Below are 24,112 nucleotides of genomic sequence, written 5' to 3' on the forward strand. Positions count from 1 at the left end.
AAAATTAATCAAAAATCTTTTGTGGATCTAGAATTCTATTAAAAGATTGTTTCTGCTTACTAGTTAGAATTTCATTTTGCAAAAACTTTTTAAAATCATCTTTAAAACAATCTAAATAACCGGTCAAAGCTTCTAACAGGATTTCGCTCTTATTATTCAGAGGTATGTTGCAACAGACGGGAGGAAGGCCATCTTTTGAAAAATCTATTTTATTCCCTGGTTCTTGTGTCACCTTTATTCCGAGCGCAAGATTTGAAGCAATTTTGCCGTAAGAGATGTTCATAAGAATTCCTTATCAAAAAAGTCTCCAACGGAATGTAATAATTTATCCAAAATTTCTATCCCTTTTACAATCTGTTGATATTTTGCATATTCATACTTCAGTTTGTCTTGGCAGCATTGTTTAAAGCATTCTAATGCCGGCATCAAATCTTCTGGGTAAATTTCGCACCAATCGTTAGATTTGACGGAACAATGATAGGGACGCCCTTTTTTGATAAAATCTATCGTATAATTACTCCCTCGTTTAGGAGGTTCATCACAATCAGCCATTTCCTCTATATTGCCGAACGCATAGCGCATTGCAAGCATATCATTATACAACTTCATTAGTCTAGTTTCTATTTCTTGCTCTGTCATTTTTTACTCGTTGCTACAATATTGTCTACAATCAAAGATCCAATGTCAATCCTTGATGCAACGGATAGAGCAGAGCCAACATCTCCGCTGATAACCATCTTCTCCGCGCATCATTTCACCTCCCACATGCACAAAGTCATCACCAGCACTCACAAAAGAAACTGAACTCCCATCAATAGTCACAGGCAGAATTTTAAGGCTTTCATTTACAATCGTCCAATAGACAGCTTTTTCTCCGATTGCATGAAAGCCTCCATCAGCCCAAGCTTCATCGAAACCATCATAATGCGTTTTGCCGAATCCCATATAGCCCGAAGGAACAGCAGAAAAACCAAACACATCCATCCCATCATCCCATCCTTTTTCTCGAAGAGCATCAGCTATATCATAATTCTGACCAACATACTTTGTAAGTTCCTCTAATTCATTCTTAGACGGCAAATGCCAACCAAAAGGACAAGCGTCTTCCGCAGCATCATATCGATATAACCGCCCATATCTAGCAACATTGGAGGCATCCTTGCCATACGCGCTAGATCCTCCTTTAGGCGGACGATACCGTAAGTTTTCCGCCATCCAAATTTGATTACCAATTCGACATACTTTATAAGTTTGTTCATCACGTGGATCCGTAAACGGCTTGCACAGCATTGCATTAATTTCTTCATCGCTGAATCTAGAATTAGTAAACATTCCGCTAGATTTCGGTGCAAGAGTCCATCCAGAAATATTCCTATAGAACTTAGAGTCCTTAAACATGGCGGTCATATTCTCGACCTTGGACACATTCCACTTGCTGATATCTCCATTGAAATTCGACTTCTCAAACATACTTTCCATATCGGTGACGTTGGACACATCCCACTTGGAAATATCCCCGTTGAATATTGTCTTAACAAACATCTTCTTCATATTCTTCACATTGGAAACATTCCAATTGCTTATATCACCATTGAATTTAGAACCGCAAAACATGTTATTCATTTTGACTACATTTGAAACGTCCCATTTGCTAATATCGCCATTAAATATCGACAGCGCAAAACACCCTTCCATATTACTCACATTGGAAACATTCCACTTACTTATATCGCCACTAAAATTCGATTCTTCAAACATTTGGCCCATATTTGTCACATTAGCAACATTCCAGTTAGATATATCACCGCTAAATTTTGACTTTTGAAACATACAACTCATATCCGTCACATTCGACACATCCCATTGACTGATATCACCATTAAAATCACTTTCTTGAAAGAGGTAACTCATATCCGTAATTTTCGAAACATCGAGAAAATTCAAATCATTTATTCCAAAAAGTTCCGCATCTTTCAGTATTTTTTTCAGTTCATCAAGATCCTTTGGGCTAACATTATTTCTATTACGAAACATCCTCGTTTTTATTCCGGTCATTTCTTCTTTCGAGTAGCCACTCATTTGTAACAGACTGTTTATGTCGGCAGCACTCTGAATATTCCACCCTGAGAAATCACCGATGTTGCAATCATTACAACCAAAAACATCCCCAAACATATCCTTCATTTTTGTGACCTTAGACACATTCCAATTTGAAAGGTCACATTTGTAAAGATTGCAATAAAACATCTGCTCCATATTTGTTACACTAGAAACATCCCACTTACCGACATCGCCTTTGAATTTCGAGTTTTCAAACATGTGCCCCATATCCGTCACCTTAGACACATCCCAATTACTGATATCACCATTGAATTTCGAATTTTCAAACATGTGCCCCATATTCGTCACCTTAGACACATTCCAATTACTGATATCACCATTAAACTGCGAGTTCGCAAACATGGCCTCCATATTTTCAACTTTAGAAACGTTCCAATTGGAAATATCTCCATTAAATTTTGATGCGTAAAAAAGCGTCCGCATATTGGTCACATTACCAACATCCCATTTAGAGATGTCTCCATTAAACGACGTATCATAAAACATGCTGCGCATATTGATTACATTGGACACATTCCATTTGCTGACATCACCATTAAAAGCAGATCCAGAAAAGCATTTTTCCATATTGGAAACTTTCGAAACATTCCAATTACTAATATCACCATTAAATTTAGACTTGCGGAACATGCTTTCCATAGTCGTTACGTTCGACACATCCCACTTGCTGATGTCGCCATTGAAATCACATTCTTCAAACAGGTGACTCATATCAGTAATCCGGGAAACATCAATGAAGTTCAGGTCACACCCTGTCGATTTCTTTTCAATCGTTTCCTTAATCAATTTTCCAAGTTCAGTCTTGTCTTTTGGTTGCTTTTTGAAGAGATTGCCCAAAAATGACATTATATCATTCCTTTTTGATGAGTGAATTTCGAATACTAAATCTTGATATATTTCTTATATTTTGTTAAATATTTTAAAAACAACTGGTCAAGATTATTCAATGATAATTGAGTTTGTCCAGAAACGCGATACTGTCGAGAAAAGTTCTTAAAATCATCATTTAAAAATTCTATTGTATCAAGAAACGAATTCAGCCTGTACGTAAATGAGGAATCTGCTTTGGGCAGCCGACCTATTTCCATGCATTCTTTATAGCAGTCTACCAACAAATGAATCTTTGTAGTCATTTGAGCCACTCGAAACGCCATAGAAATAGCAAACACAGCAACTGCCACCGCAATAATACTAACAATTAGCATTCCGCACTCTATCATGTTTTCCTCTTTCTACGCAACACAACTGCGTTTGTCCCGTCCAAGTTAACCAAGGACAGGACTGATCTATTAAAGACTTTTGCAAGCCTTCTGATTACCCTTTTCATCAAATGTGTAAGCAAAATTTCCCTTTCTTACCGTAACAGTGATGGAGGTAAAACCCAAAAGTTCCCCCGTTAAACATGCCGTTTGACATTTTTTTTCATTATATACATAAACAAAATTTCCTTTCTGTATGGCCAATGAAATCATGATTATTTCCTCACCGCCCTGATTAATTCACCCTTTATTACACACGGGCTATATGCACAACAAGGGAAAAAGCACTCTAACTTACTTAAGCCAAAAATTTGGTGGATTTTCTCCGGTTGCAAAGCCAACAAACGAATGAACTTTACATCCAGGATATTTCGCTTCAATCATTTTCTTTGCAACATTATGCGAACTTGTACTACCGGGAAGTTTCTCGTAAAGATTTTCCACTATACCTCCTGGACAGTTTAAAACCACTTTGCACCAAATCATACACTCTCCTTATCTTAAATCATCAATTTCAATATACATTTTTTTTTACAATATGGCGAATATCGACTCATTTCGCTCGTTTTTTTACACAGATTGCCTTTTCCACGTCAAAAACACCATATACCCGCGGAATCCTTCAAAAGGGGCAAAGCATAAATGTGTTAGGATTTGCATCTAATTTCTGCGGAAAGTTCAAGCTATCGCTTCATTTCTGTGCTTTATTCAGACTCAATATATGAAAAGAAAAATCAGATCAAATAGAGAACAATTCGATCTTTCTAGGTTTTACCAAATCCGCTATTTTTCGCAAGAATTGGTAACAGTGTGCCGAATTTTAAGCAGAGCGGTTCGCGATGAACTTATCGATATCCTGAACGCAATAGCCAAAACCAGTCGTATGCAGGGCGTCGTAATGGCGTACCAGATAATCCATCACACCGAACTTCTTGAAAAGTTCAATCGCATCGCGACCAGTTATTTTATGCCGGAACTTATACTCCTCAAGGCAGCAAATGCCGAATTCCATTTCAACACTCATGCTTCCTCCGGGTAAACAATTTTGCCGGTCGTGATTTCCTGATGCCAAAGCTCCGCCAAGGCTAGCGGGCTCAGGTGCCAAAGTTTCGTCCGTTCGCGTTCCAAGTCGCTATAGAGCCGCGACACATACAACGAATGCAGGGCGGAAAATTCATCCATGCCATATTGCTTGCAGATGGTCTCAACAACCATCGGCACAAGCATCTGCAAAGTCGCCTTGAATTCTTCGTCGGGCATATCAAACCTTTACCTGAAAGGAACGATCAAAAGATAGATATTCAATGGCCGCCATGGTTTTAAACACCAGCTGATTGTACAATTTTTTCACGCGCAAACGCTCAATAGTATCCTGCTTACTGAGAATGCCGTTCTGGTAGGCGATAAATGTCTTGAAAATGGTATCATTTGCAACGGGTCCATAAATAAAATCGTACGGCGAATCCTGTATTTTCCCGGAACGATTATCGCTGACAAAATCAAGCCATTCCTCGGTCGGGCTATCGAACCAGAGCCCCCGCTTAGTCGCTTTTAGAGCATCTAGATCGATGTTATAAACGGAAACGACTGCGTTGGATGAATGTTCCCGCTCAGCCACCTTCGAAGCAAAATTTCTTGCCTGTTCTATATTCAAGGTCGTGTAAAAACCTGCACCAAAATCAAGTGCATGCGTTGACTGGCGAAGTTCGGGAGTTTTGACTTCGACATTGCTTCCGTGATAAAGAACAGTTTCATTCGATGGCATAGCGCTAATCTATATATTTGTAATTAAAATGTCAATAGCGCTATTTGTGGCATAGCATAAAGAAAAAGGACCGCGGCAAACAGCCGCAGCCCCTTTTTATGCGTATTTTATGTGGATATTAGAAACTGAATACGGTTTCGAGACCGAAGCGCAGCGCAGTATCGTCCTCGTTATCCTGCACGGGAATGTCCACCATGCCGAAGGCCATGATTTCGAGGTTTTCCACCGGCGTAATGTAGGCGCGGGCACCGACATCGAATGTAGCGGCGGAATCATCGTCATCATCCATGGTATTGGTGTGGTATTCTACAGGAATGCCGAGCTTGATGAATTCTGCAAGCTTGAAGGCGGGTTCGGCATACACGAAGAAGTATTCCGGAATTTCGCCGTTATCAAGGTCGCTCGCATCTTCGGCGGCATCGCCCCTATCGACGATGGCATAGAAGGCGGTCGTCTTGATATCGAACATGCCCACTTCAAAAGTCGGCTCGACCAAGAAGGCGTGAGCGGTAGAAGTCCAGTCCTGACCATCAACCACGTCGCCGTCGTCACCCAGGTAATCGGCATGGAAACCGTACACGGCCCTAAAGCCAAAGCCACCGATATTCAGACCAGCCTCAACACCGGCATGGAATTCGTTGTGCTGAACCGTCTGGAAGCTCTTGTAGTCAACGAACGGACGCAGGTGCTGACCGGCATAGTCGAATTCGTAAGCTGCGTGAATGTCGTAGACCTTCGCGCCATCGTCATCGGCAAAGTCGTTATCGCCACGACCGAAACCGAATCCAAGCACAAGGCCCGCCAAGTCAATTTCAAGACCGCGAATATCGTGTTCCTTCATGCCCGCAGCATTGTCGGCCGGATCATCGTAGCCGTAGTAGGCATTGAACGCGCCTTCCGAGAAGGTCAGGTCACCCAGCTTGACGGCGAAGAAATCGGCCGGCTGGTACTGAACGTAGGCGCCGTTATAGACAGCGGCAGGGCTATCCGTTTCGCCATCGGCTTCGAGGCCCACGAACGCAGACCACTTTTCGTTGAACTTCACTTCCACATTCAGGTCGAACGTAGATGCGTAAGAATGGTTCAGGTCGTCATCGTTCAAAACGTCGCCCGTGTAGGCATCGAATTCGACTTCGCCGGAGAACTTGACTTCCATGTTGGCGGCAGAAGTTTCTTCGCTCATGCTCGCCTTGAGCATGTCGAGAGCGTTACCTGCGGCATTGGCCACTTCGGCAGGATTCGTGTTTTCGGCAGGAGCCTTTTCTTCAGCGGGAGCCGGTTCTTCGGCCTTTGCCTGTTCTGCAGGTGCTGCGGCAGGGGCTTCCTGTGCAGGGGCCGGGGCAGCTTGGGCAGGAGCTTCAGCAGCGGGGGCTGTAGCAGGGGCTTCGGCAGCAGGGGCGGCTTCCTGAGCGAATGCAGGCATCGCAAACACGGAGGCGGCTGCAAGGCCGAACAAGAGATTAGAACGAGATTTCATTGTAAGGTATTCTCCTATGAGATTGTTTTTTGTTATAAACTTTATTTATTAGACTTGTCTAACTTAAACTTCTTAATGAAGGGCTGGCAGGTTTTGGGCCCACCAGCCCAATTCACTCATCGTCATCCCCGCGCAGGCGGGGATCTATCGAAATTTAGTCTTCGAAGCGTTTTTCCTTGTTAGCCTTCATACCGAAGAGCTTGAGGAAGATTCCAGTACCCACGAGCACCACGATGGCGGCGACAATCCATGTCATGTTTCCGCCAACAGGAACCTGGTAGAGGAGCACGGCAATCGCCCAGGCAATGAGCGTCTGCACGGTCGCCATGAGGACGGCGAGACCGAGGCCGATTTCACGGGTAACCACGCCCATGGCGGCAAGGCACGGCACGTAAAGCAAGATGAAGATGAGGAACGCAAACACCTGCCAGCTAAAGCCATCCACCGGGTTACCGTTCTTGTCCGGATTGTGGAAGTAAGAGCGGAGGTTGGCGTAGATGTCGGCGGTTTCAGAAAGGTCGCCTTCTTCGAGAGCGCCCATTTCGTCTTCGGAGAGTTCGAGACCTGCGGCAGCGAGCTTAGCAAACACGGCTTCGCGAGTCTTTTCGTCCTCTTCTTCTTCGCCGAAGGTTTCGATGGCTGCATATTCTTCGCAGGTCAGCACCTTGGCGTCGGTAATCTTGTCAAGAGTTTCCTTCTTGAGTTCGGCGGCTTCCTGGCCTTCCAATTCGCCGGAGGTTCCCAGCGGGTCGGTAAGCGAACCGAAGACTTCGGCGAGGTTAGCAGGAATCGAGCCGAGGGCTTCGAGCACAGCGCCCTTGATATCGGGAGCGCCGCCTTCTTCCTCTTCTTCGGCGGGGCATTCGTCGATGCCTGCGATAAGCGGCTTTTCTTCTGCAGGAGCGGCTTCGGCAACAACTTCTGCGGATTCAGCGGCGGCAGTTTTAGCCTCTTCGGCAGGCTCAGTGATCTTGTTCGTGTCAGTTGCAGCAGAATCAGCGGCAGCAACAGTCGAATCGGCCTTCACGCTATCCGTAGCGGCAGAGTCAGCAACCGCCACTTGTTCCGGTTCCGCAGCCTTGCCATCTTCATTCGTTTCCGAATTCTGAATTCCGGATTCCGAATTGTTCTCCCCCACCATGGAATAGAGGGAGTTCATGGTACCGATAACAGCTTCCTTGGCCAACAGGCCCGTGAACAGCGACACGGATGCGGGCCAGTTTTCTTTTTCGACACCGAAGGGTTCGAATACCGGCGTAATGGCCTTACCGATTATAGAAAGCAAGCTGTTTTCGGAGTCGCCGTTACCGGCAGTGAACTCGTTTGACTTCACCACCTTGGATTCGTCAACAACGAAACCTTCGGGGAGAGCGACGTTTTCAGTCTCGCCTTCTTCATTTTCCTTGACCATCTGGTAGCCGTCTTCGGCCTGGACAATTTCGGTCGTCTTGCCGTCAACATCGACATACATCTTCTCCACAATACCAAAACTGTTGAGGAACCCGAGCACAGCAACGGCAAGCGTAATCACCTTACCGGCGCGCCAGATGTAGTCGCGCAGGCGCTGCCAGCAGTGAATCATCAAGGACTTGAACTTGGGCAAGTGATACGGCGGAAGTTCCATCACAAAGTTGCTGGCCTGGCCCTGGAAAAGCGACCTCTTCAGGAACAAACCGTAAGCGATGGCGAACAGCACACCGGCGAGGTAAAGCAGGAACACCACCGTGCCCGCCATCTTGCCGAAGAATGCCGCCGCAAACAGTGCATACACCGGGAGGCGTGCGCCGCAGCTCATGAACGGCACCAAGAAGATGGTGAGGAAGCGTTCACGCTTGGATTCCAGCACGCGGGTGCCCATAATGGCCGGCACGCCGCAACCGAAGCCCACCATCATCGGCACGAAGGCACGACCCGGGAGCCCGAGGAATCTCATGAAACGGTCTGCAACGAAAGCCGCGCGGGCCATGTAACCCGAGTCTTCCAAGAACGAAAGGCACAGGAACATGAAGAAGATGACCGGGATGAAGGTCGAAACCGTCTGGATACCGGCACCGATACCGTCGGCGAGAACTGCCGTGACAAAGGAGGGGCAGCCGAGTACATCGCCCAGCAGGTAGCCGAGGCCATCCACGAAAATCGCACCGAACAGCACGTCAAAGAAATCAATGAACGCAGAACCGATCGTCACCGCAATCCAGAACACCAGATACATGATGACCAAGAAAATCGGGAGTGCAGCCCAGCGGTTCAAAAGAACGGCATCCAGTTTGTCGGAGAATGTCTTTTTCGAGCGGACAGAAACAGTCGCCTTCCCCGCCACCTCGTGCGAAATGGAGTAGCGGTTTTCAGCCATCGCAAATTCCGGCTCTTCGCCCAGAATCTTCACGACTTCGGCCTTGTCGAGCTTTACGCCCGCTTCAGCGAATTTGTCTGCATAGCACTTCTGGTTGCCCAAGTACATGAGCGAAACCCAGCGAGCATCCGCATCCAAAAGCTTTGCGACCGGTGCCACCTTCGGTTCCAAAACCTTCACGGCCTCTTCGACCTTGTCGCCGTAAACCATCTGTTTCGGGAGCGGCATCGGGCTCGCAAGCACGTGGCCCATCTGGCTAATGAAATTGGTGACGCTCTTTTCGCTCACGGCAGAAAGCGGAATGCACGGCACGCCGTAGAAATCAGAAAGTTCGTCGAGGTCCAGCTGGATTCCGCGATTCTCGGCAATGTCCATCATGTTGACGGCAATCACCATCGGAATCTTCATGTCGGCAAGCTGGCTCGTAAGGAACAGGTTGCGTTCCAGGTTCGTCGCATCGACAATGTTGATAATCAGGCTCGCTTCGCGGCTGAGCAAGTAATCGACAGCAGCGCGTTCGTCTTCGGCATTTGCGAACAAAGCGTAAGTACCCGGAAGGTCCACCAGGCGAATCTGGCGGTCGCCCAGTTCAAAGTAACCTTCCTTCTTTTCGACCGTCACGCCAGGCCAGTTACCCACATGCTGGCGCGCACCCGTAAGGGCGTTAAAGAGAGCCGTCTTACCGCAGTTCGGGTTACCGGCAATTGCAATCGTCAAAAGTTTTCTGGCAGCCATTATACCCTCCTCAACTTGAGAACATTGGCTTCTTCTTTACGGAGCGAGAGCCTGTAAGACAGTACGCTTACTTCAATCGGATCGCCGAGAGGGGCCACCTGCAAGACTTCCATTTGAACGCCACGCACAAGGCCCATGGACAGAAGCTTCGACTTGTAACGGGAATCGCCTTCGTTATAACCGACGATTTCTACCTTGTCGCCCTTCTTGAGTTCCGAGAACTTGGGCTCGGTACTCCACTTTTTCGTTTGCGACTTTCCGCCGCAACCACAATTACAGCTCATGTTACTTTTCACCTGCTTTTTTGCCGTTTTTCGCGGCGGGTTTTAATTTTTTAGCCGACGAAATCGCGTCCGTCGGCTTCACAAAATCCTCAATCTTACCGAGAGTCTCCGCCGAAAGGATATGTTCCATGCTGCAGGCATCCTTGTCGGCAATCGCTTCGGAAACGCCCAGCTTAATCAGGAAACCCTTCAGAAGAATATGACGGTTCAAAATCATGGCGGCAACGCGTTCGCCCTCTTCGGTGAGTTCCACGCCGCTGTAGGGTTCCTGCCTCACAAGGCCCATCTTCTTGAGTTCCACCATGGCCTTTGCAACCGACGGCATTTTCACGCCGAGAGCCGCGGCAATATCCTTGACGCGGGCAAGCCCGTTCGCCAGGCGCAGCATGTGCACCATTTCCAGATAGTCTTCTAAGCTTTGAGTCAGTTTTGTATGGTCCATATCAACTAGCCTTATTTAGACGCGGCTAATATAGTTTAATAAAACTAATTAGGCAAGGCTAAAAATATTACAATAGCCATACTTTTTTAGACACATCTAACTTTGAAACAGAAAATTTACATTATTTTGGCTTTTTTGCCCTTGTTTTTGCAGTTAGATTTATCTAACTTTTAGTTAGACAAGTCTAATTCTGATTGTTGCCATAGCTCTTAGACCCGGGCTTGTCTGGTTGAAGCAAAAATCCAATTCCCTCCTTGTGTCTCTTTGGGAACGATTGCGCCCCCGCTCAAGTAGCTCTGAGCAGGGGCGTTTTTTTAGAATGGTGGTGTTTTACCACCTTTAAAATAATATTTTTGCATAAAAATCATAGAAAAGGTGGTATATTACCACCATTTTAATAGATTTTTTATTATATTAATGGTATGAAATCAAAAAATCTCGAAGAAGCCCTGGAATTATGGAATTCGATGCTGCCGCTCAGCGAGCACGATAAGCAACGTCTTGACAGGCGGTTTACGGTCGATTTCAACTACAACAGCAACCACATCGAGGGGAATACCCTCACCTACGGGCAAACCGAGCTTTTGCTCTTTTTCGGCAAAGTGAATGGCGTTGCCAAATTAAAGGATTGCGAAGAAATGAAGGCTAGCGATGTCTGCCTTAAGTTGTCTTTGGCGGAATCCCAAGAGAAAAGTTTTCCCCTTACCCAAAATTTTATACGACAACTACACAGGACCCTTCTCCGGGAGGATTATCAAGTTCACTACACACGTCCTGATGGTACAGCATCGTCCTACACAATACATGCAGGCCAATACAAGACGAGACCGAACAGCGTCGTCACTCGATACGGAGATATCTTCACCTACGCTTCACCCGAAGAAACACCCTCATTGATGAGTGACCTGGTGGATTGGTACAATATGATCGAAGAAGAGGGCTCGCTTTCGCCAGTGGACATGGCTATCCTATTCCATTATAGGTATATTCGTATCCACCCTTTCGAGGACGGTAACGGAAGAATCGCGCGACTGATGGTCAACTACATACTCGCAAAGCATGGTTACCCGCTGCTTGTAGTCCGCAGCCGTAAAAAGGACGATTATCTCGAAGCGCTCCACGAAGCAGATTTAGACGTAGGCCCCGCCCCGTCCGATGGCGCAAGGGCGACACTAAGGCAGATTCGCCCCTTCCGGAATTATTTCCGTAAAATGTATGCTAGTGAAATCATGTACAATGTCCAATTTATCACGGAGCAGGGCAAAGGAATTTGGTGGTTTGACGGAGAACGCATTCAATTCCGTAGCGAGAATTCTAGCAAGATTCTCAATCTACTCGCCGACAATCCGGACATAACATACGACGCCCTCAAGAAAAAAATTGGCATAAACATGTCCGCTATACAAAAGCAGTTGAAATCCATGATGGACAAGGGCTACATTGTCCGAACCGAAAACGGGGAATGGCGCGTGATTACCACTCAGTGATTGAGTGTGGTCATGCTCTTGGCGCAAATCGCCATGGTCGAGAGGTTGTGCAGCAGGGCCGAGGTCGAGGGGGCAAGTATCCCAAAGAAACCTGCGGCCAGGAGCGACGTGTTGAAGGCGACGATAAAGCGATAATTCGCCTGGATGCGTTCCATGAGCAGCGTACTCAGCGTGCGGAGTTCGGCGAGGTCGCGCAGGTCTTCGCTGCGGAGGGTCACGTCGGCGGTTTCGCGGGCAATGTCGCTGGCATCGCTCATGGCGACCGACACGTTCGCGGCGGCCAATGCGGGCGCATCGTTGATTCCATCGCCCACCATAATCACGCGGCGGCCTTCGGCCTTCATTTTTTCCACATAGCGGTGCTTGTCTTCGGGCAGCACCTGCGCAAAGAAGGTATCAATGCCCAAAAGTTGCGCCGTGCGTTCAGCGGCCTTTTGGCTGTCGCCGGTAATCATCGCTACATGCTTGATTCCGCGTTCACGGAGCATGCGAATGGCCTCGGCCGCTTCGTCCCGCGGAGGATCGCTAATGCAAAGCACGCCCGCAAGGTTCCCGCCAATGGCAAGGTAAATCACGGATGCGGCTCCGGCGAGTTCATCGATCTTTTTCTGTTCCACCTCGCCCACTGCAATTTTTTCGTCTTCGACGACGAAATGCTTGCTGCCGATAACGGCGCGTTCACCGTCGAGAGTCGTCGCGATTCCATGCGCCACGATGTACTTCACGTCAGCATGTTCTTCTTCGTGGTCAATTCCCCGCTCGGCGGCACCACGCACAATGGCGCGGGCCATGCTATGCGGGAAATGTTCCTCGATGCAGGCCGCAATGCGGAGGATTTCTTCTTCGCTGCGGTTTCCGAACGGAATCACGCGTTCGAGTTTCGGTTCCGCCTTGGTGAGCGTTCCCGTCTTGTCGAAAACAATGGTGTCTGCAAGCGCAAATTCTTCCAGGTACTTGCCGCCCTTCACGGTCATGTTGCGGTCAGCCGCTTCGCGCAGCGCCGAAATCACCGAAATCGGGGTGGAAAGCTTGATGGCGCAAGAATAGTCCACCATCAGAATCGAGACCGCCTTGGTGATGTTGCGCGTAAACAGGAGCGTGAGCCCGAATCCGATAAAGCTGAACGGCACAATTCCGTCGGCAAGGCGTTCGGCGCGGCTCTGGATAGAAGCCTTCAGGTCTTCGGAGCGATCGATGAGTTCGATAATTTTCTGAATCTTGGTGTTGCCGCTTACAGCCCGCACCGACACCACAATGGAACCTTCGTCTACGACGGTGCCCGCAAAAACGGACTTCCCGACCGTCTTATGCACCGCCTGCGATTCGCCCGTCATGGTCGCTTCGTTCACGAATGCATCGCCTTCGGCAACGGTTCCGTCCACCGGAATCATGCTGCCGGAACGCACACGCACGAGGTCGCCCACCTGAACATCCTGCATGCGCACCTGAACATCGACGCCGTCCTTGACGACCCACACGCGGTCCACCTTCACGGCAAGGCTTGCGGTAAGGGCCGTGCGGGTCCGGGCCTTGGTGTAATCTTCCAGAAGGCTGCTCACGTTCAGCAGGAACATGATGGTCCCTGCCGATTCGTAATTGCGCTGCAAGATGCTCGCCCCGATGGCGGCCCCGTCCAACACCTCGACAGAAAGTTTCCCTTCGCCAAGGCAATTCAGGCCCTTCGCCACAAACCTGAGGCCCCTGTAAATCAGGTGTGCCGTACGAATGGGAGTCGGAATAAACAACTTGGCAAGGTAACGCCGCGCAATCATGAACGCGAGTCGGTTCTTGAATTGCGTGTCGAGTTCCTGCAGTTGGTATTCAGTATCGGGCTCGCTCTCAGGGAGATTTGCGATGTCCAGATTCCGGACGAAATCAATCACCTGTTCACGATAGCCGTCTTCGTATTCCAGCAGAATGCCGCCGTTTTCCGAATGGACTACCGCCTTCTGGACATAAGGTACACTCACGCATGCCTTGTGGATGCGCGGTTCATGCATTTTTTCAAACGCGTAGGCCCCCGCCCGAAAGCGGATACGCCCCGGCTTATCGTAAACGATGCGAAAGTTCATGAATTACTTCGCTTCTGCTTCTTTCTTCGCGTCGTTGCAGATGTCGGCGGCTTCGTCCTTCATATCCTGGAAGGCGGCCTTGGCGTCGGCAGTAATCTTCATGCCTTCGGCAAGTCCCTTGACGGCATATTCGCGAGTCTTCGGAGCCTTGAGAATCTTCTTGATGATAGTCGGGCCAACGACACCGGCCACCACGCACCAGAACTTTTCATTTTTCCATACGGACATAGCTTACTCCTTTTGTTCCGCCCTAATGTCATCCCCGACTTGGTCGGGGATCTTCATTAAAGTTTTGTTGTTCTTTGCATAATAATCTACCTAAAATTCACTTAAAATGCAAACTACGTACAAACTAATAAACAGACTTCAAGCCCAAGTCCTGTAAGGCTTCCGTGCGACTAACATTGTTGCAAATTTGCAAATTAGTTTACGCTACACAACTTAGTTTCCGTACAAACAACTTAGTTAGCGTAATCTATCCGAAGTTAGATAAATCTACCTGAAACTGTACCGGATCTTGGTTGCAAAAGTGCGTCCCAGTTTAGATTCTCCGTACTTGTCGTAAACGGTTTCGTCCAAAAAGTTGTCAACCTCGAAACTCCAGGCGAGTTTGTTATCCCACACGGAATATTCCACGCCCAAATCCTGCGTGAACGAAGCATCAATTTTCCGGCTCTGGCGGGAACTGATTTTCCAACCGTAATAATATTCATCGGTGTAGTTAGCAGCCCACCAGAACTTGACAAAATCGTTCTTATTGAATATATCGCCCATGTGGAATTCAGCGAGGTAGTTCATGAAGAATCGCGGAATGTTCGGGATAATCGCATCTTCAAGAATACCCAGCTTCGCATTGTAATCAATGTTGCGCAAATCCTGGAATGTCCAGTTTGTCCCGAGCAACACCCACTCATTCACATCGAGCTTCACGTCGCCTTCGTAACCCCATCCACGAATCGGGTCCATGTTGAAATACGGCACCGACATCTGCGCCGTGCCCATGTAATGGATACGGTTCTTGTAGTAGGAATAAAAGACATCACCATCAAAGCGGAACCTTGCCACCAGCGGGATTTCTTGCAAATCAAGAGACAAGCCGACATTAAAATTATCCGCTTCTTCGGGCTTGAGGCTTGTGGCGGCACTCACGCGCACTCCATCGCCAAAGAGTTCATCGGGCGTGGGCAGGCGTACCGCATGCTGGTAAGAGCCCTTGACCGCAAGAGGCTTTACAATCCGGAACATCAAGCTTTCATCGTAACTAAAGTCCGTATAATCATTCTTTTCCAATACCGCTTGCTGTATCATACTGGTGGAAGTATTTGAAATTTCAGCCTTCAGGTAATGGAATTTGAAACCCAACAGGTTCTGGAGTCTCGAATCAAAGAAATTGTCTTCAAGCGAAAGACCCGTCGTCACCGAAATTGTCTTGCCAGGATAGCCTGCCGTATTGAACCCGACCATTTCGGAACCCAAGTCATCTTCAGGATCTTCCTTGTGATACCGGAAAAGCGTATTCCAGTAAACAAACTGATTTTTAATAAACTGATAATCCAGATTCAGCAAATTATTGAAGTCGTACGCCTGCACAGTGCGGAATTTCGGAAGTCCCATCGAAGAAAGTTCGCCCACATTCTTTTTGGCGGTATCGCAACTATACCAGTTGCGGCAATGGACTCGACTCGTGTCAATAATTTTATTTTCATTGTAACCAAACGAAAAATGGTCACCGAAATTCAAGTCTTTTACAAACAAATTTTTCTTATCTAATCCGAAAGTCGCTCCTAAATTATACCCTTCGGCAGTCGCTTCAACAATGCGGTTCGTTTCGCCTTGAATTTCCTTATCGAACGCACCGTAGCTTGCACCAAGCGAAACCTGGTCGAACCAAGCGTGCATCAAATTTGCAAAGGCCTGCACATTATACGAAGTATAATGGTCATGGTCACGAACGACGCTCGTGTCCTTGCCCGTAGAACTCTTCATGTAGGGAGACGTGAATTCATAATCGTTGTCGGAATAGTTGAAATAGCCCGATACCCCCACTTCTAGGCTCGCGCCACCGACAATACTATCGATTACATGGCTCGCGCTTACCGATGCCTTATGTGTATTGAAACTTGAAAGGCTGTAGGACGCATCCACCGAATTGGCGGGACGCTTCTTGGTAATGATATTGATGGCTCCGCCTGCACCATCTGTTGCAAAGCGTGCGGGAACATAGCCCTTGTAAACTTCGATGTCCGCAATCTGGTCGATAGGGATATCGTCAAGGCCCAAGTTGCCTTGCGTCTCGACTGGGACCCCATTTACAAGCACCTTGACGTTCTTGCCTTCCATGCCGCGAATGTTGATTTTACCTTCGCTGCCCATGCCGCCGGACTTGCGTACCTTAACGCCCGAGGCGGAGTTGACGGCCTTCGAAATAGTCTTACTCGTATTCTGCATCTCGGCTGCGTCAATCGTCGCAACCGATTCCGCCTTTTTGGCCTGCTTCGCCTGTTCCGCTTCTATTTCAGATTCCACCGATAGTTCGTCCAACTGCGTAACGCCCGAGGCATTTGCCGCAGATGCATCTGATTGCGCCGTCGCGCTGTTTGCGTCACCAGTTGTCGCATTTTTTTCTGGAGCAGATTCTTCCAGAAAATCGTCTATCGAGGTAATTTCATCATCTTGGGCACGGGCCGAAACCGCACCAACCGTAGCAAATATAAGGGCAAGCGTTGCCGCCTTATAAAAAATCATCTTTTTCATCGCAGCGCAATTAAGCAATTTTCAGACTAATTTTCTACTCCAAACGGGTCTTTGAAAATCCGAATGGATTTATCCTGTACCAATAACAAAATCCGCCCCCACCATTAGGCGGGAACGGACCTTCGCGTTTATGAGGACAATATGTACACCGCAGATTCGCGGCAATTTCGCTTACTTGAGCGGCACAAGCCACATCGGAATCTGCTTTATACCGGCGATCTTTTCCGCCTTTTCGGACTTGGGATCATAGCGGAAGTAGGCGTTGCCGTCTTTTTCGGTAGAGACAGCGAAAATCACGGTGCCGTCTTCATCAAGGTACTTACCGTAGCTGGCCCAGCTGGAGGAGTAATCTATCGGCAGAGCCTTCATAGTCTTCTTCGCAAGATCGATTTCCACCGGCTTGCAAGTGTTATTGTGGTAGCTATCCATATCGGTCCAAACCTGCTGCAGATCCACCATCACGTTCAAGAACGCATAGACCTTGGTGCCATTGGCATAAGTAGCGGGGCTCAAGTACTTGAAGTTATCCTTCTTGGTGATGCCGTCGATGGCGACGTCCTTGGTCACGAGCCACTGATAATCCTTGTCGAATTCGGTTTCGCCCACCTTGATGCGAAGGAACCCGTCGACCTGGCCCGGAGCGTAGCCCCAGGAGGCATTACTGTAGCAGTAAATGTAACCGTCAGCAACGATAAACGACTGGTTCTGGGAATCATCCAGGGAGCCCACTGCCGCGACGCGGTCATCTTCAGCCACGGCAATCACGGAATCCTTTTTGATGTCAATGATGGCAACCTGAGCGGTATTACCGGTAGCATAGTCGCTCACGTTCTGCAACAGGCCAACATAGAGTCGACCGTCCACGATTACGCCTGTACCCGGGCTCACCACGAGAGCATCATCGTTCTTGTATTTGGACAGGTCAATCGCGCCCGTGCGCTTCATGGTCTTCGGGTTGATGATGAGCAGCGAGTCAAGCATGCCGCCCAAGTAGGCTTTTTCTTCATTCACGAAGTAAATGTGGTTTGCCCATGCGCCAGCAAGCGAAAGTTCAGCCGTCTTGCTACCAATCTTGTTGTTTGCATCGAGACTGTAGCGTGCAATGGTTCCCACATCAAGGTCCGCAATGAACAGGGAATTGTCGTAATAGACAACGCCTGCGCGGGTTCCGACTTCGATATAGTCGGTGCCGATATCATCTGTATGGTCCAGCGACATCGTGCCGACGAACATCGTTTCGCCCGAGGCAATCGCAGTTGCAAATTCGCGTTTGTATTCGCCTTTTTCTTCCTTCTTAGAACTGCTGGAATTATCCTTGCTATCGCTAGACTTGGCATTGCTGCTGCTAGATTTGTTTTCGCTGTCACCAGACTTTTCGGACGAAGAACTGGAAAGTTCCTTTTCATCGTCACCGTTAGCAGAAGAAGAGTTGTCGTCGCCGCAAGCGACAAGCATGCTGAACGATACAGCAAGAGCCGCCAGAAAACGTGTTTTCATATATACTCCTTGATTGGGATGCGGGAAAACCGCGGTTGTTAATTTTGCGGAGCATTTTAGAAATATCGTCGGGGGCGTTCTACTCCAAAAAGGAATGAAAAAATCCAATTGGATTATAAAGCCAAAAACTTCATTTTATCAATGTTAGGCTACCATTTAACTCCATTTAGTCATTTTTCAATCCATTTAGACAGAATCGTATTCAAAATATGATAAGCCCAAAATAAAATTAGCCTTGACAAAGTTTTGCTTACTTGTTAGATTTGCCTTACTTTTTAAGATTCGGCTAACATAGTCAATCTGAATTGATTTATGAGGAAAGAATGCTAGACATCAAAGGAATTGAATGGTTGCACAAAATCGGGTGTTACCATACGACACTCGCAGGAGATCCAATTCTCATTCTTGAATTTTGCCGGAAGGGGCGCATTACCTGGGCCGGCGGAGCACTGCCCTGCAATCAGCTGAATGCAGGAGAAATGCTGGTTTATGACGCCTGGACTTCGGGTGCGCTAACGCGCTCTGCCGATTACTGCGGCGACCGCATCCTTTTCTACGAGGAATCAGCAAAATACATCCAGGAACATTTCGCAGGTTTTGCACTCGACATCAGGACTCTTGCGCAAAAAATGTGCCGTCCGGGCCGACCGTTCATCGTGCACACCAAGGAAGAGGTGGCTCACGCATTCGAGAAAATCGAGAACAAGTCCGAAAAAACGCAGGCAGAATACTGCAGACTCGCCATCTTAGAATTGCTGCTCACGTTAAAAAACTTGGACACTCAAAGAGAATACGCCTGCCGCGAGTGCAATTTATCTTCGATGCAAATAGAAAAAATCTACTGCATCCGTTCGTTTATCTGCGAAAACATGGACAGCCATTTTACCATCGAGGAACTTTCCGACAAGTTTGACATGCCGCCTACCGCAATGAAACTCTGCTTCAAGAACGTGTTCGGTTTGCCGGTTTTCACATACGCCCGCCGTGAACGTATGAAACTGGCCGCCAAGCAACTTCGCGAATGCGACCGCGGGATTCTCGAGATCGCTGGCGAAGTCGGTTACAATAACGGGAGCAAGTTCGCCCACGCCTTCCAGGACGTAATGGGCATGACCCCCAAGGAATACAGGAAAAAGTACAGACTCACGAATGTAGCATAATAGGTATGAGCAATGAGGTCGTGCTTCGCACTTCGCTCAGAATGACACATTAGCGATTAATTTATGAAAAAGACATTCTCTAAACTCTACGCATACATGGGTTCGCGAAAACCGCTGTTCCCGCTAGCATTGATTCTCTCGGCATTGAGCGCCATCGCGGGGCTCGTGCCGTTTTTACTGATGTGGCTGATTGTCCGCGAGGTTATCTCTGGCGGCGACATGACAAACATCAAGATTTTCGACTACTCCATCGGAGCGGTTCTCGCCTCGGTCGCAAGCGTTCTGCTCTACTTTGCGGCCCTCGCCTGCTCGCACTTGGTTGCTTTCAGGCTCGAAGGAGACCTGCGTCGGTTTGCCATGAAAAAACTGATGAGCGCCCCTCTCGGATTCTTTGACAAGAATCCGACCGGCAAACTCCGCAAGATTATTGACGACAACGCCGCGATTACGCACACCTTCATTGCGCACCAGATGCCCGACATTTCGGGCACCATCTTGATTCCCGTCGTGGCGCTCGTGATGATGTTCAGCTTTGACTGGCGACTCGGCCTCGCCTCTTTGGTGCCTATCGCCTACGCCATGTTCATTTTAGGCACCCTTGGCCGCAGGGGAACCAAGTTCATGGAACGCTACATGCAGGCCCTCGAAGAGATGAACTCCGAAGCGGTGGAATACGTGCGCGGGATTCCCGTAGTCAAGGTTTTCCAGCAGACCATTTTTTCATTCAAGAGTTTCTACAACAGCATCGCGACCTACCACAAGATGGTGACTGCCTATTCCGACAATTGGAAAGTTCCTTACTGCATCTACACGACCCTCGTGAACGGTTTCGTACTGTTCCTGGTGCCGACGGCAGCGCTCATTATCGGTAACGACGGCGATGTAAAACTCACCATCGTGAACATGATGATTTACGTGCTGGTGACGCCGCTGTTTTCGCAGTGCGTCATGCGCAGCATGTACCTAAGCAACGCTACGAACCAGGCGGGGCTTGCCATTGACCGCATCAACGATATTGCACGCACCAAGGATTTGGAAGTTTGCGAAAATCCCGTACCGATGCAAAAGTTCGATGTAGAATTCCGGAACGTGAACTTCACCTACCCCGATACCGACAAACAGGTACTGAGCGACATCTCACTCACGGTACCGGCGGGCCATACGGTAGCACTTGTCGGACCTTCGGGCGGCGGCAAGAGTACTATTGCAAAACTCCTGCCACGATTCTTCGATGTCGATAGCGGCGAAATCACCATTGGCGGTGTTCCCGTAAAGCAGATTGACCCGAAGGAACTGATGAAGAACGTTTCGTTCGTGTTCCAGAATACGCGCCTATTCAAGATGAGCATTCTGGACAACGTTCGCTACGGCATGCCCGATGCAACTCTCGAGCAAGTAAATAAGGCGCTCGATCTTGCGCAGTGCCGCGAAATCATTGACAAGCTGCCGGGCGGTATCGATACCGTTATCGGGAGCAAGGGAACTTACCTTTCAGGCGGCGAGCAACAGCGAGTGGTGCTTGCGCGCGCCATCTTGAAGAACGCCCCCATCGTGGTGCTCGACGAGGCGACCGCCTTCGCAGACCCTGAAAACGAACGCTTGATTCAAGAAGCTTTGCACAAGCTTGCCACCGGCAAGACCGTGCTGATGATCGCCCACAGGCTTACAAGCGTGGTGAACGCCGACCAGATTATCGTTGTGGAAGATGGCGAAATCGCCGAGCGCGGAACGCACAGCGAATTACTTGAAAAGAACGGCATTTATGCCAAGATGTGGGCCGAATACCAGCAGTCCGTCACGTGGACCCTCGACAATTCCAAGGATAACGAAGGAGGCGAAAATGTATAAGTGGGTTCAGAATACTTTTGCTCTTTCGGAAGAAGGCTCGCGCACGTTTGTCCGTGGCGTCATCTGGACATTCCTGCACTTTATTTCGCTTATGTTCCCGATGATGATGCTCTTTTATTTTTTGATGGAGCAGATGAGCATTGGTGAATTTGCTGGCAAAACTCCGCACGGGACCTTATTCTACGTAGGAATTGCGGTAGTCCTGTTTTTCGTGATGCTTGTCATTTACAGGTTCTCGTACAGCGCGACTTACAGTAGCGTGTATGACGAAAGCATGCGCCGCCGAGTCTCGATTGCCGAAAAGCTTCGCAAGCTGCCGCTCTCGTTCTTTGGCAAGAAGAACCTTTCGGACCTGACATCGACCATCATGGACGACTGCAACGCACTCGAAATGATTTTCTCGCATGCGGTGCCGGAACTTTTCGCCGCCATCGGAAGCGTCACCATAATAGGCATCATGCTGTTCTGCTACAACTGGAAAATGTCTATCGCGCTTTTCTGGGTGGTGCCCGCAGCAGCACTGCTCATTGCACTTTCCAAGAAAATTCAGGACCGCTGGTTCGAAAATTCATATAACGCCCGCCGCGCGATTATGGAAGATATCCAGGAGGGTCTCGAAAACGTGCAGGAAATCCGCTCGTATTCGGGTGAAACCGCCTACCTCAATCATTTTGACAAAGATTGCATCAAATACGAAAAATCGCAGATGGATTCCGACGTGAAGGTGGGCTCGTTCCTGAATTCGGCGCAAGGCATTCTCAAGATGGGTCTTGCCACGGTGCTGATTACAGGCGCAAGGCTTTGGACCAAGGGCGAAATCGACGTGTTTACCTACCTGGTGTTCATCGTATGCGCGGCGACTGTCTACAACCCAGTTTTCCTCGTATTCAATAACCTCGCCGAACTGTTCTTTGTGAACGTACGCCTGCGTCGATTCCGCGAAATGGACCAGATGAAACCTCAGGAAGGCGTAACGGCATTCGTTCCCCAGAATTACGATATTGAATTCAAGGACGTCGACTTCAATTACAACGAGAACAAGCAAGTCCTGAAAAAAGTTTCGTTCACAGCTAAGCAGGGCGAAATCACCGCACTTGTGGGCCCGAGCGGCAGCGGCAAGACGACTGCAGCAAAACTCGCGGCACGCTTCTGGGATATTCAAGGCGGCAAGGTAACGCTCGGCGGGCAGGACATCAGCAAGATTGACCCTGAAACGCTCCTCAAGAATTTCTCCATCGTTTTCCAGGACGTGGTGCTGTTCAACACGAGCATCAAGGACAACATCCGCATCGGCAAGCGCGATGCCAGCGACGAAGAAATCCTGAAGGTGGCAAAACTTGCGGGATGTGACGAATTCGTGCAGAAGATGCCGCAAGGCTATGACACCGTCATCGGCGAAAACGGCGAAACGCTCTCGGGCGGAGAACGCCAGCGAATCTCGATTGCACGCGCCTTGTTGAAAGACGCGCCCATCATCTTGCTCGACGAAGCGACCGCAAGCCTCGACGTAGAAAACGAATCCAAGATCCAGCGCGGCATTTCGCAGCTGGTGAAGGGCAAGACTGTCATCATCATTGCGCACCGCATGCGTACCATCGCAAACGCCGACAAGGTCGTGGTTCTGCAAGACGGTCACATCGCCGAAACGGGCACCCCTGCCGAACTCAAGGCGAAAGGCGGGCTGTTCTGCAAGATGTTGGAACTGCAAGAGGTTTCTTCGCGATGACCGCACAGCGATTGATGGATTACAAACTGGTTCGCCAAAGCGCACCGACACTTGCTGCGCGCAAGGTAGGTAGCCTCTTCTGCATGGAAAAATCGCCCGCAGAACACGAACCGCTTTGCGCCATTCTTGCCCGTTGGAACCGCGAGCTGAATCCGTCGGGCATATTCGTACGCGTCGTCGCAGAACGTTGCGGTCGTAGTTTCGTGTACGTTTACCGCCGCAACCTCTTGAAGTGTTTGTGCGAAGCCTGTGATGTCCGGCGATTCCTTGAGCAATACGATTACAAGCACTTCGACGAAGAGAAACTCATTGCAAACCTGACGTATCGCATCGGCAAGTGTCACTGCTTTCCGCACGAAATCGGGCTTTTCTTGGGCTACCCGCTCGAAGACGTAAAGGGATTCATCGCCAATGGCGGGCAAAATTGCAAAAGTTGTGGCTACTGGAAGGTCTATGGCGACGTAGAAACGGCGGAAAAACGCTTTGAATGTTTCAGAAAATGTTTTACGGTCATGAGCAACCTTTTTGAACGCGGCTACTCGCTACCGATGCTTGCCGTAGGGTAAAACTTTTAACAAACAACAGAGCCGAAGGCTCGTCAATAGGAGAATCACAATGGAAAAAATCGCAGTCATTTACTGGAGCGGAACCGGCAACACCGAACTGATGGCAAAATACGTCGCCGAAGGTGCCAAGGCCGCCGGTGCCGAAGCCGACGTGTTCAGCGTCTCGGACTTTTCGCAGGGCCAGTTGAGCGAATACGCCCGCTATGCTCTCGGATGCCCCGCCATGGGCGCCGAGGAACTCGAAGATTCCGAATTCCAGCCCTTCTACGAAGCCGTCAAGCCCGCACTCAACGGCAAGAAAGTCGCCCTGTTCGGCTCTTACGGCTGGGGTGGCGGCGAATGGATGAACCCGTGGAAGGCCGACGCGGAAGCCGCCGGGCTCGTGCTTGTAGCCGAACCGCTCGCCATCGAGAACGCACCCGATGACGCCGGCAAGGCCGCCTGCCAGGAACTCGGCAAGGCGCTCGCCACCGCCTAAAAAGACTTTTCTTTCTTATAGTGTTTTGGATTGAAGTAGCCCTGACGGAAACACACTTCGTTGGGGCTTTGCCGTTCCCCATTTTTCT

The 24,112-nt window shown here is 48.9% G+C and carries 22 protein-coding genes; 6 read left to right on the top strand and 16 right to left on the bottom strand.

Translation table 11 applies throughout. The features are described 5' to 3' along the window. Positions 1-4: 4 nt before the first annotated feature. From B4A77_RS09225 to B4A77_RS09280, 12 genes are all read right to left on the bottom strand, one after another. Positions 5-283 (bottom strand): hypothetical protein, encoded by a 279-nt coding sequence (locus tag B4A77_RS09225; protein WP_290740121.1) that lies wholly within the window; start codon positions 281-283, stop codon positions 5-7. Continuing rightward, on the bottom strand, positions 280-639 hold the full coding sequence (locus B4A77_RS09230; protein ID WP_290740123.1) for a hypothetical protein: 360 nt from the start codon (positions 637-639) through the stop codon (positions 280-282). Before B4A77_RS09230 ends, B4A77_RS09225 begins: the two co-directional genes overlap by 4 nt. Positions 640-684: 45 nt before the next feature. Next, complete coding sequence (locus B4A77_RS09235; protein ID WP_290740125.1) at positions 685-2,967, bottom strand: BspA family leucine-rich repeat surface protein; 2,283 nt, start codon at positions 2,965-2,967, stop codon at positions 685-687. A 35-nt stretch (positions 2,968-3,002) separates the two neighbouring features. Next, entirely contained in the window at positions 3,003-3,341 is a 339-nt protein-coding gene (locus tag B4A77_RS09240; RefSeq protein WP_290740127.1) for a hypothetical protein, read from the bottom strand. 333 nt (positions 3,342-3,674) lie between these two features. Then, on the bottom strand, positions 3,675-3,866 hold the full coding sequence (locus B4A77_RS09245; RefSeq protein WP_290740129.1) for a hypothetical protein: 192 nt from the start codon (positions 3,864-3,866) through the stop codon (positions 3,675-3,677). A 334-nt stretch (positions 3,867-4,200) separates the two neighbouring features. Beyond that, complete coding sequence (locus B4A77_RS09250; protein WP_097034735.1) at positions 4,201-4,404, bottom strand: DUF3791 domain-containing protein; 204 nt, start codon at positions 4,402-4,404, stop codon at positions 4,201-4,203. After that, positions 4,401-4,640, bottom strand: coding sequence for a hypothetical protein (locus B4A77_RS09255; protein ID WP_290740132.1), 240 nt, complete (start codon positions 4,638-4,640; stop codon positions 4,401-4,403). The genes B4A77_RS09250 and B4A77_RS09255 overlap by 4 nt, the downstream gene beginning before the upstream one ends. Before the next feature lies 1 nt (position 4,641). After that, a complete protein-coding gene (locus B4A77_RS09260; RefSeq protein WP_097034733.1) occupies positions 4,642-5,145 on the bottom strand; it encodes a DUF3990 domain-containing protein in 504 nt (167 codons plus the stop codon). Positions 5,146-5,263: 118 nt separating this feature from the next. Then, a complete protein-coding gene (locus B4A77_RS09265; RefSeq protein WP_290740134.1) occupies positions 5,264-6,622 on the bottom strand; it encodes a hypothetical protein in 1,359 nt (452 codons plus the stop codon). Positions 6,623-6,776: 154 nt separating this feature from the next. Next, the gene (feoB, locus tag B4A77_RS09270; RefSeq protein WP_290740136.1) at positions 6,777-9,710 is read right to left on the bottom strand and encodes a ferrous iron transport protein B; all 2,934 of its coding nucleotides are present in this window, start codon (positions 9,708-9,710) and stop codon (positions 6,777-6,779) included. Then, positions 9,710-9,994, bottom strand: coding sequence for a FeoA family protein (locus B4A77_RS09275; RefSeq protein ID WP_290733699.1), 285 nt, complete (start codon positions 9,992-9,994; stop codon positions 9,710-9,712). Before B4A77_RS09275 ends, feoB begins: the two co-directional genes overlap by 1 nt. 1 nt (position 9,995) lies before the next feature. After that, positions 9,996-10,436, bottom strand: a complete 441-nt coding sequence (locus B4A77_RS09280; RefSeq protein WP_072799375.1) for a metal-dependent transcriptional regulator — start codon at positions 10,434-10,436, stop codon at positions 9,996-9,998. A gap of 422 nt (positions 10,437-10,858) precedes the next feature. On the opposite strand from B4A77_RS09280, the gene B4A77_RS09285 reads away from it, so the two are divergent. After that, on the top strand, positions 10,859-11,923 hold the full coding sequence (locus B4A77_RS09285; RefSeq protein ID WP_290740139.1) for a Fic family protein: 1,065 nt from the start codon (positions 10,859-10,861) through the stop codon (positions 11,921-11,923). On the opposite strand, the gene B4A77_RS09290 is transcribed toward B4A77_RS09285, so the two are convergent. The 4 genes from B4A77_RS09290 to B4A77_RS09305 form a co-directional block, all read right to left on the bottom strand. Continuing rightward, positions 11,917-13,995: a heavy metal translocating P-type ATPase gene (locus tag B4A77_RS09290; RefSeq protein WP_290740142.1), complete on the bottom strand. Its 2,079-nt coding sequence runs from the start codon at positions 13,993-13,995 to the stop codon at positions 11,917-11,919. The two genes, B4A77_RS09285 and B4A77_RS09290, sit on opposite strands and share 7 nt — an antisense overlap. 3 nt (positions 13,996-13,998) lie before the next feature. Further along, on the bottom strand, positions 13,999-14,223 hold the full coding sequence (locus tag B4A77_RS09295; protein WP_173343342.1) for a DUF1490 domain-containing protein: 225 nt from the start codon (positions 14,221-14,223) through the stop codon (positions 13,999-14,001). A 267-nt stretch (positions 14,224-14,490) separates the two neighbouring features. Then, positions 14,491-16,749 (bottom strand): TonB-dependent receptor, encoded by a 2,259-nt coding sequence (locus B4A77_RS09300; RefSeq protein WP_290740143.1) that lies wholly within the window; start codon positions 16,747-16,749, stop codon positions 14,491-14,493. 171 nt (positions 16,750-16,920) lie between these two features. Next, entirely contained in the window at positions 16,921-18,246 is a 1,326-nt protein-coding gene (locus B4A77_RS09305; RefSeq protein WP_290740146.1) for a hypothetical protein, read from the bottom strand. Positions 18,247-18,569: 323 nt separating this feature from the next. Here B4A77_RS09305 and B4A77_RS09310 point away from each other — a divergent pair, with 323 nt between their 5' ends. The 5 genes from B4A77_RS09310 (at position 18,570) to B4A77_RS09330 (ending at position 24,024) form a co-directional block, all read left to right on the top strand. Continuing rightward, positions 18,570-19,406, top strand: coding sequence for a helix-turn-helix domain-containing protein (locus B4A77_RS09310; protein WP_290740148.1), 837 nt, complete (start codon positions 18,570-18,572; stop codon positions 19,404-19,406). A 63-nt stretch (positions 19,407-19,469) separates the two neighbouring features. Beyond that, positions 19,470-21,254 carry an ABC transporter ATP-binding protein gene (locus B4A77_RS09315; protein WP_290740151.1) on the top strand — a complete coding sequence of 595 codons (1,785 nt, stop codon included), beginning with the start codon at positions 19,470-19,472 and terminating at the stop codon, positions 21,252-21,254. Further along, a complete protein-coding gene (locus B4A77_RS09320; protein WP_290740156.1) occupies positions 21,247-22,980 on the top strand; it encodes an ABC transporter ATP-binding protein in 1,734 nt (577 codons plus the stop codon). The genes B4A77_RS09315 and B4A77_RS09320 overlap by 8 nt, the downstream gene beginning before the upstream one ends. Then, positions 22,977-23,546, top strand: a complete 570-nt coding sequence (locus B4A77_RS09325; protein ID WP_290740158.1) for a DUF3793 family protein — start codon at positions 22,977-22,979, stop codon at positions 23,544-23,546. Before B4A77_RS09320 ends, B4A77_RS09325 begins: the two co-directional genes overlap by 4 nt. A 49-nt stretch (positions 23,547-23,595) precedes the next feature. After that, a complete protein-coding gene (locus B4A77_RS09330) occupies positions 23,596-24,024 on the top strand; it encodes a flavodoxin (RefSeq protein ID WP_290740160.1) in 429 nt (142 codons plus the stop codon). Positions 24,025-24,112: the final 88 nt, after the last annotated feature.

Source organism: Fibrobacter sp. UBA3718 (genome assembly GCF_002371935.1).
GTDB lineage: Bacteria > Fibrobacterota > Fibrobacteria > Fibrobacterales > Fibrobacteraceae > Fibrobacter.